At 70.1% G+C, this 9,551-nt stretch carries 2 protein-coding genes; both read right to left on the reverse strand.

The genetic code is table 11. From position 1 onward, the window contains the following. On the reverse strand, window positions 1-7,824 hold a 7,824-nt coding region (locus CD932_RS03610; RefSeq protein WP_176460865.1), incomplete at its 3' end, for a non-ribosomal peptide synthetase. Between the two features lie 15 nt (window positions 7,825-7,839). Then, on the reverse strand, window positions 7,840-9,551 hold a 1,712-nt coding region (locus tag CD932_RS03615; RefSeq protein WP_141213164.1), incomplete at its 5' end, for a non-ribosomal peptide synthetase.

The following is a 9,551-nucleotide window of genomic DNA, read 5'->3' on the forward strand; positions in this document are numbered from 1 at the left end:
CTCGCGCGGGGTGGGCGCCGCGAACAGCGCCGCCAGCGGCACCGGCTGCGCCAGCGTCGCGCGCAGCCGGGCCAGCAGGCGCAGCGCCAGCAGCGAATGGCCGCCATGCTCGAAGAAATTGTCGAGCGCGCCCGCCTGATCGAGGCCCAGCACCTCCGCCCACAACGCGGCCAGCATGACCTCCTGCGGCGTCTGCGGCGCCACCAGCGAGACGGCGCCGCGCGCCATGTCGGGCGCCGGCAGGGCCAGGCGGTCGAGCTTGCCATTTGGCGTGAGCGGCCAGTGCGCCAGCGCCACGAAATGCGCCGGCACCATATAGTCGGGCAAGCTGCGCGCCAGCGCCGCGCGCAGCACCGCCGGCGCCAGGCGTTCGTCATCGACGCCCTGGCGCGCCAGCAGGTAAGCCACCAGGCGCCGCTGGCCGGGACTGTCTTCGCGCGCCAGCACCACGCACGCCCCGACGGCGGGCAGTGCCGCCAGCGCCGTTTCGATCTCCTCGAGTTCGATGCGAAAGCCGCGTATTTTCACCTGCTGGTCCAGCCGTCCCAGATAGTCGATCTGGCCGTCAGGCAGGTAGCGCGCCAGGTCGCCCGAACGGTACATGCGCGCGCCTGGCGTTTCGGCGTAAGGGTCGGGCATGAATTTTTCAGCGCTCATGGCCGGCTGGCGCAGGTAGCCGCGCGCCACGCCCGCGCCGCCGATATACAGCTCGCCAGCCACGCCGGTCGGCGCCAGATTGAGCGCCGCGTCGAGGATATACACCCTGGCGCCGGCGATGGCGCGGCCGATCGGCACGCTGGCGCCGGCCATGCCCGGCGCGGTGCGCAGCACCGTGGCCCAGACCGTACCCTCGGTCGGCCCATATTCATTGAACAGGCCCAGCTGCGGCAGCTGCGCATGGCTGCGCCGTACCAGCTCCGGCGGACAGGCTTCGCCGGCCACGATGGCCTGGCGCAAGGCGCCATGCCGGCCAGGATCGAGCAGGTGCAGCAGTTCGGCATACAGCGAGGGCACGCACAGCAGCATGCTGATGCGCTCGCGTTCGATCAAGCCTGCCAGCAGCAGCGGGTCGCGCACGCTGTGCGCATCGGGCAAGACCAGCGTGGCGCCGCCCAGCAAGGCGCCGAAGATCAGCGCCACCGAACTGTCGAACGACACCGGCGAGGTCAGCAGATAGCGCCCGCCGTGGCCATAACAGGCCAGACGCGCGGCGCTCGACGCCGCCAGGTTGCCATGGGCGATCTGCACGCCCTTCGGCTTGCCGCTCGAACCGGAGGTATAGATCACATACGCCAGGTGGCCCGGCAAGGTGGCGCAAGCCAGGTCGCCATCGTCCCAGGCATGCGCCACGGCGTCGTCCAGGCAGACGGTCTCCAGCTGCGGCAGGCCGGCCAGGGGCAGCGCAGGCAGCAAGGCGCGCTGGGTCAGCAGCAGCGCCGGCGCGGCGTCCTCCAGCATATGGCGCAGGCGTTCCTGCGGATAGGCCGGATCGAGCGGCACATACGCGCCGCCCGCCTTCAGGATCGCCAGCAGCGCCACGATCAGGTCGGCCGAACGCTCCAGGCACAGTCCCACCAGCGTGTCGGGCCCTACCCCCAGCGACCGCAGGCGGCGCGCCAGCCGGTTGGCGCTGGCGTTCAGGGTGGCGTAATCGAGTTCCAGCGTACCGCAGCGCAGGGCCGGCGCGTGCGGCGTGCGCGCCGCCTGCGCCTCGAACAGCAGCTGCACGCAGTCGCTGGCGGCAGGCGCGGGCGCGCCATTCCAGTCGACCAGCAGGCGCTGGCGTTCGGCATCGCCAGGCAGCGCCAGCGTCAGCAGCGGCGCCTCGGGAAGCGCCGCCGCGCCGGCCAGCAGCCGCGTGAAATGGCCGGCCATGCGTTCGATGGTCGCGCCATCGAACAGGTCGGTGTTGTACTCGAACGCCGCCAGCAGCCGGCCGTCCCGCTCGGCCAGGTTCAGGGTCAGGTCGAATTTGGCGACCGCCACCTGGCTGTCGATCGGCGCCAGCGCCAGCTCCGGCAACTGCAGGCTGTCCAGTGGCGCATTCTGCAGTACCAGCATGACCTGGAACAGCGGCGTGTGGCTCAGGTGGCGCTGCGGCCGGAGCGCTTCGACCAGCTGCTCGAACGGCACGTCCTGGTGGGCGTAGGCCGCCAGCGCCGTCTCGCGTACCTGCCGCAGCAGGCTGGCGTAGCTGTCGCCGGGCCTGACGCGCGTGCGCAGGATCAGCGTGTTGACGAAAAAGCCGATCAGGTGTTCCGTTTCGGCCCGGTTGCGGTTGGCGATCGGCGTACCGATGCAGATATCGGTCTGGCCACTGTAGCGCGCCAGCAGCGTACTGAAGCCCGCCACCAGCAGCATGAACAGGGTTGCCCCCTCGCGCTGCGCCAGCCGGTTCAGCGCCTGCAGCGTGGCCGGCGGCACCTCGAACGCCAGGGTGGCGCCGCCATAGCTTTGCCGCGGCGGGCGCGGCCGGTCGGTCGGCAGGGTCAGCAAGGCTGGCGCATCGGCCAGCTGCGCGCGCCAGTAGTCGAGCTGGCGCCGCAGCACCGGCCCGCTGAGCCAGTCGCGCTGCCACTGGGCGAAATCGGCATACTGCAGCGCCAGCTCGGCCAGCGGCGAAGGCTGGCCTGCGGCAAAGGCGGCATACAGCGCGGCCAGCTCGCGTACCAGCACGCCCAGCGACCAGCCGTCCGACACGCCATGGTGCAAGGTCAGCAGCACCACGTGCTGGCGTGCATCGAGGCGCAGCAAGGCGGCGCGGATCAGCGGGCCGCGCGCCAGGTCGAACGGTGCGCTGGCCTCGGCCGCCGCCAGCGCCTGCGCACGTGCTTCGCGCGCGCCTTCGGGCAGGATGCTCAGGTCGGTGACGGCCAGCGCCAGTTCCAGATGCGGCGCAATGCGTTGTACCGCGCCGCCGTCGCGCGCCTCGAAGCTGGTGCGCAGCACGGCATGCCGGCGCACGATCTCGTTGATGCTGCGGCGCAGCGCCGCCACATCGAGCCGTCCGGTGAGGCGCATGGCAACGGGCACGTTATACAGTCCGCCATCGACGCCCAACTGGTCGATAAACCACAGCCGCTGCTGCGCAAACGACAATGGCGCCGGCGTATCATCGCGCCGCGCCAGCATGGCCGGTTCGTCCGCACCGGCGGGCGCCTGCCGCCGCGCCTGGCCGATGCGCAGCGCCATCGACGCCACGCTGGAGGCCTCGAACATGACGCGCAGCGGCAGCTCGACGCCCAGGGTCTGGCGCAGCTGCGACATGACCTGGGTCGCCAGCAGGGAATGACCGCCGAGGGCAAAGAAATTATCCTGCGCGCCGACCTTGTCGAGCCCCAGCACCTTGGCCCAGATCGCCGCCAGCGCCTGCTCGTCGGGCGTCTGCGGCGCGACATAGTGATGCTGGCTGCGGCTGGCGTTCGGCGCCGGCAGCGCGCGCGTGTCGACCTTGCCATTGGCCGTCAGCGGCAGCCGGTCCTGCACGATGAAATGCGCGGGCACCATATAGTCAGGCAAGCTGCGCAGCAGCGCCATGCGCAGCTCTGGCGCATCGCCCGGCGTGGCGCCGGCATGCGGCACCAGGTAAGCGACCAGGCGGGTGTCGCCCGGCGTGTCTTCGCGCGCGCGCACCGCCACGTCGCGCAAGGCCGGCAAGGCCAGCAGCGCCGCCTCGATTTCGCCCAGCTCGACGCGAAAGCCGCGCAGCTGCACCTGCTTGTCCATGCGTCCCAGGTACACCATTTCGCCGTTTTCCAGCAGCTTGCCCAGGTCGCCCGAGCGGTACAGGCGCTGGCCCGGCAGATAGGGATGGGCGACGAAACGCTGGCCGCTCAGCTCGTCCCGGTTCAGATAGCCGCGCCCCACGCCCAGCCCGGCGACGCAGATTTCGCCAACCACCCCGGCCGGCAGCAGGCGCTGGCCAGCATCCATGATATAGGTCATCGTGGTCGGGATGGGACGGCCAATATTGCTTGCGCTGCTGGCGAAGTCGGACTCGCCCAGACGCTTGAAGGTCACATGCACGCACGTCTCGGTGATGCCGTACATGTTGATCAGTTCGACATGCGGATGGGCCGCATGGAAAGCCTTCAGCTTCAGCGCATTGAGCGCTTCGCCGCCAAACACCACATAGCGCAGATGCGGCAGCGACAGGCCGGGATGGTGCGACATTTCCTCGACCAGGTTGTAGAACGCCGTCGGCGTCTGGTTCAGCACGCTGACCTGCTGGCACAGCAACTGCGCCAGCAATTGCGCCGGATCGCGCCGCGCGCTGGCCGAGACCAGCGCCACGCGCCCGCCATGGAGCAGCGCGCCATACATTTCCCAGACGCTGAAATCGAAGGCGTAGGAGTGCAGCATGGACCAGACATCGCGCGCGCCAAAGCTGAACGGCATGCGGCCGTTGAGCAGCAGACGCACCACATTGCGGTGCTCCAGCAGCGTGCCCTTGGGCTGGCCGGTCGAGCCGGAGGTATAGATCACGTAAATCAGGTGATGCGGCGCGTTCAGGTTGCGCGGATTGCGCTCGTCACAGGCCGCGATGGCGCCGGCCTCGGCGTCCAGCGCGATCAGTCGCATGGACGCCGGCAGCAGGCCGTCGAGCGCGGCCTGCGCCGCGCCGCCGCTCACCACCCAGCCACTGCACGAGTCTTCCAGCATATAGGCGATGCGCCCTGCCGGATACTGCGGATCGACCGGCACGTAGGCGCCGCCGGCCTTCATCACCGCCAGCATCGCGACGATCATGTCGACCCCGCGCTCGAGGCACAGGGCCACCAGCGATTCGGCGCCAACGCCCTGGCTGCGCAGATAATGCGCCAGCCGGTTGGCGCGCCGGTTCAGCTCGTCGTAGCTGAGCGCAGCCTCCTCGAACGTCAGCGCCACCTGCTGCGGCAGCCGCGCCACCTGCGCCTCGAACAGCTGGTGCACCGTCAGCTGCTCCGGATAGGCGGCGTCGCTGTCGTTCCAGTCCACCAGTTGGCGCCGCCGCTGGTCCGCATCGAGCAGCGCGACCTGGCTGACCGGCTGCGCCGGATCGTCGGCCAGCGCTTCAAGCAGCGCCACGTAGTGCCCCATCATCTGCCGCACCAGCCACGGGTCGAAGAAATCGGCGTTGTAGACCAGCTTGCCGGTCAGGCCGGCGCCGTCGGCGTACAGGCACAGATGCAGATCGTTTTTTCCATAGCCCAGATTGGTTTCCACGCTGCGCGCGCGCAGCGGCCCGGATACCAGCACGGCGGCGTCTTCCTGCTCGAGCTGGAACAGCACGTCAAACAGCGCCGTGCGGCTCATGTCCTTGTCCGGCTTGAGGCGCAGCGCCAGCTGGTCGAACTGCATCTGCTGGTGGCGCAGCGCGCCGGCACGTCCCTGCGCCACGCCGCGCAGCAAGCCCAGCAAGGTGCTGTCATCGCCGACCTCATTGCGCAGCACCAGCAGATTGGCCAGCGGCCCGACGGTATCGGCCAGCGCCGCGCTGCGCGCCGGCACGCTGGTGCCCAGCACGATCTCGGCGTGGCCGGCATAGCGCCGCAGCAGCGCATTGAAGGCGCACGCGACGACATCGAAACGGCTGCAGTCGCACTGCTGCGCCAGTGTCCACAGGCGGCGCACCAGCACCGGGTCGAGCACGAATTGGTGACGCGCGGCGGTAAACGTGTGCACCGCCGGGCGCGGCCGGTTCAAGGGCAGTTCCAGCGCCTGCAGGCGGCCGCGCAACTGCCGCTGCCAGTAAAAGAACAGCGCCTCGCCATACAGCGGATCGAGCGTGCGCTGCCAGTGCGCGTGATCGGCGTGCGACAGCCGCAGCGCCGGCAGGCGCGCGGCGCGCCCTTCCAGCGCCGCGCCGCACAGCTCGACCAGGTCGCGCGCCAGCAGCCGCATCGAGGCGCGGTCGGCGATGATGTGATGCACCGTGAGGGCCAGCACGCTGGCCTGGGCGGCGCAGCGTACCAGCGCCGCCCGTACCAGCGAGCCGCCCTCCATGGCGAATGGCAGGGCGGCGTCGGCCAGGGCCAGCTCGATCGCCTGGTCGTCGGCCATGGCGCCATCGAGCAGGCGCAGCGTCAGGCGCGCGCCGTCGTCGATGCGCTGCCAGCCGCGTGCCTCGTGGGTACTGATGCGGGTGCGCAGGATGGCATGGCGGGCCAGCAGCGCGTCGAGCGCCGTCTGCAGCACCTGCGGCGTCAGCGGGCCGTCGACCTCCAGCAGCAGCGGGATATTGTGGTAGGTGGGGCTGGCCGGATACAGGTGGCCGGCTTCGAACACGTCGATGAACCACATCCGCTCCTGGTGCGGCGACAGCGGCCGCAGTTCGCCCGGCGCCGGCATGGCGGCGACCGGCGCCATCGCATCGAAGTCGCACAGCGGCAACTGCTCGATGGCGCAATGCGGGTCGGCCGCCAGCGCGCCCAGCAGATACTGGAAATGACTGGCCATGCGGGCCACGCTGGACTCGTCGAACAGGTCGGTATTGTATTCAAAATCGCCCGCCAGCTGGCCATCGTGTTCCTGCAGATACAGGGTCAGGTCGAACTTGGCCGCCGACCGCTCGGCCGGCACCGGGCGCAGCGACAGGCCGGGCAGGTCCAGCGTCGCTGTCGGTACGTTCTGCAACAGCAGCATCACCTGGAACAGCGGCGTATGGCTGGCGTCGCGCACCGGCTTGAGCGCGTCGACCAGCTGCTCGAACGGCACGTCCTGGTGGGCGTAGGCGCCCAGCGCCGTGGCGCGTACCTGGCGCAGCAGGTCGGCAAAACTGGCGCTGCCATCGACCTGGCTGCGCAGCACCAGCGTATTGACGAAAAACCCGATCAGCTCGCGCGTTTGCGGGCGCTCGCGGTTGGCGATCACGGTGCCCAGGCAAATATCGCTTTGCCCCGAATAGCGCGCCAGCAGCACATTGAACGCCGCCGTCAGGGTCATGAACAGCGTGGCCTGGTGCGCGCCGCCCAGCGCATGCAGTGCGCGCAGCAGCGTGGGCGGCAGCACAAACGACCAGCTTGCCCCCTGGTAGTGCTGCTGCACCGGGCGCGGCCGGTCGGTGGGCAGGACCAGCAGCGGCGGCGCGCCGGCGAGCTGGCGCTGCCAGTAGTCGAGCTGCCCTTCAAGCACGCCGCCGGCCAGCCACTGGCGCTGCCAGCGCGCATAATCGGCGTACTGCACCGGCAGCTCCGGCAGCGGCGCCGGACGGCCCTCGACAAACGCCAGGTACAGCGCGGCGAGCTCGCGTATCAGCACGCCCATCGACCAGCCATCGGAAACGATATGGTGCATGGTCAGCATGACGACATGGTGCTCGTCCTCCAGGCGCAGCAGGCCGGCGCGCAGCAGCGGTCCGCGCCCCAGGTCGAACGGCTGCTGCGCCGATTCGCGCATCAGTTGCAGCGCCCGCGCTTCGCGCTCGTCCGGCGCCAGGGCGCGCAGGTCAGTGAGCGGCAGCGCCAGTTCCAGCCGCGCGGCAATGCACTGGCGCGGTGCGCCGTCATGCAGTGCGAAGACGCTGCGCAGCGACTCATGACGGCGCACGATGTCGTTGAGCGCGTGGGTCAATGCGGCAACGTCCAGCCGGCCCGCCAGGCGCACCTGCACCGGCATATTGAAGAAAGCCGTGCCAGGCTCGAGTTCCTCGAAGAACCACAGGCGTTGCTGCGCGAACGACAGCGGCGCGCTGACCGCGCCCAGGCGGGCAATATGCAGCGGATCGAACTGCGCCGCAGCGGCGCCGGCATCGGCGGCATCGGCGTTATCGGGGTCATCGAGGGCGTCGAGCGCCAGCAGCAGTTCGGCATCAAGCAGTTCGTCATCATTGAACAGATCGGACATCAAGGTCTCCATCAATCAGCGTTGGGCGCGCGCGCGCAGGGCCGCGCGCGCCTCGGGGGTCATGGCCTGCACGGCCAGCGTGGCCTGCGCCAGGCGCATCGCCTCGCCGGCGGCGCCCTCGTGAGCGACAATGGCCGCCGCCAGGCGCGCCACCGTACTGGCTTCGAAGATCTGGCTCAGCGGCACCTTGCCGCGCAACACGCGCGCCAGCTGCGCATGGATGCGCGTGGCGATGAAGGAGTGGCCGCCAATGGCGAAGAAATCGTCGTCGAGACCGATGTCCTGGCGCCCGAACGCCTGCTGCCAGGCCTGCAGCACGACCTGTTCCAATGCCCCTTCGGGCTGGCGCGAGGGCGCCTGCTGCGCCGGCCAGTCAGGCGCCGGCAGCGCGCGCTGGTCGAGCTTGCCATTGAGGGTCAACGGCAGCGCCGGCAGCGCCATGAAGCGGCCCGGTATCATGTAGCGCGGCAGCTTGCCGGACAGTTGCCCGGCCAGCCGCTGCAAGGCCTGCGGCTGGCCGTCGGCGTCGACGCCAGCCAACACCACGTAGCCGACCAGCAGCGGCGCGCCGCCACCGGCATGCAGCGTCACGGCCGCATCGGCAACGCCGTCGAGCGCGCGCAGCGCCGCCTCGATATCGCCCGGCTCGATGCGAAAGCCATCGAGTTTCAGTTGCCGGTCACGCCGTCCCATGACGGCCAGCGTGCCATCGGCGCGCCAGGTGCCCAGGTCGCCCGTGCGGTAAGCCAGCGCGCCATGCTGGCGCAGCAGGTCGGGCAAAAAGGCCGCCGCGCTCAGCTCCGGGCGGTCCAGGTAGCCGCGCATGACGCCATCGCCGCCGATGCAGATCTCGCCGATGGCGCCGTCCGGTGCGAGCTGGCCATGCCGGTCGAGCAGGAAGATGGTGGTATTGGCGACCGCACTGCCCGCGCCAACCGCCTGCCCGCGCTGCTGGCGCTGCACCGCCGACCAGATGGTCGTTTCGGTCGGCCCGTACAGGTTCCACAGCGCGGCAAAGCGCGCCAGCAAGTCATCGCACAGGGCTTGCGGCAATTGTTCACCGCCGCACCAGGCGCGCAGCGCCAGCCGCGCATCGGCCGCGCACAGCAGCTTCCACGTCGATGGCGTGCCCTGGAACACCGTCACGCCGCGCGCCGCCAGCAGCGCCGCCAGGCGCATGCCGTCGCGCGCCACCTGCTTGTCGATCATGACCAGGCGCGCGCCAACGGTCAGCGGCAGGAACAGTTCGAGCATGGCGATATCGAACGATACCGTGGTGGCCGCGCCAAGCACATCGCGGCTGTCCAGCCCTGGCGCCACGGCGAACGAGGCGAGCGCGTTGGCAAAGGCGCCCCGGCTGATCTGCACGCCCTTGGGCCGCCCGGTGGAGCCGGACGTAAACAGGATGTAGGCCAGTGCGCCGGGCGCGCGAGCCATGTCGCCGGTGCCCGGCGGCGCCACGCCGCTGTCCTGCTCGAGCAAGGCTTCGATGGCGGCCGTGGCCTGGCCGGCCAGCGCGGCATGGTCGCCGTTGCGGTAATCGTGCAGCACCAGTTGCGGGCGGCAATCGTCGAGGATCATGCCCAGCCGCTCGACCGGAAAGGTCGGATCGAGGGGAATGAAGCAGGCATCGGCCAGCTGCGCCGCCAGCAGCGCCAGCAGCAGCGGCGCGCGGTGCTCGGCCAGCACGGCGATGCGCGCGCCAGCGGCGATGCCGCGGCCGGCCA

This window comes from Janthinobacterium sp. PC23-8 (genome assembly GCF_002250505.1).
Lineage (GTDB): Bacteria > Pseudomonadota > Gammaproteobacteria > Burkholderiales > Burkholderiaceae_D > Janthinobacterium.